The sequence below is a fragment of the Psychrobacter sp. 1Y4 genome (assembly GCF_051847555.1).
In genome coordinates this window covers 1-545 of sequence record NZ_JBPYDE010001035.1, presented here as the reverse complement: position 1 = coordinate 545, position 545 = coordinate 1, and the positions used below count along the sequence as shown (strand labels likewise).

Genomic DNA, 545 nt, shown 5'->3' with positions numbered 1-545 from the left:
ATATAGGGGAGGCATAAGGTAATGCCAAACCCTTGTCGGGTCATCTCAAGCGCGGTGGACATAAAGTTTACCTTGTAGCGTGCTTGCTGAACGTGAGTGGCAATAGCATCATCCAGCTCGGCGGTTACTTGCTCAAGAAATGGACCTTGTAGGGTAATAAGCGGAATATCTAATAAATCCTGCCAAGTGATTTCGGTTTTTTGCGCCAGTGTATGGTTGTCTGGCATAACCACGCAAAATGGCAGCTTGTATAACAGATCAGCACCGATATCATCTTCAGTCTCTATAAAACCCAGCTCAGTCCCAACCCCCAAATCGACCTCAATATCTTGAACATGCTTGAGCAAATTCTCTGCTGAGCAATCCAGTAATGACACCCCAATGTTTGGATATTCCTTAGCAAATTGCGCGATGACGGCAGGTAAGGAGGACGCAGCAAACTGTGACACCGCTAAGCGCACCTGACCTTGCGCCAAGCTGGTCAAGCTGCTGGCTTCATTTTCGAACAGCTGCATCTCATTCAAAATACGCCGCGCTTGTGGCAG

General features: G+C 47.9%; 1 protein-coding gene. It reads right to left on the bottom strand.

The annotated features are described in order from the left end of the window. A partial coding sequence (locus tag ACS8FC_RS20275; protein WP_439298107.1) for a LysR substrate-binding domain-containing protein occupies positions 1–545 on the bottom strand: 545 nt, incomplete at both ends.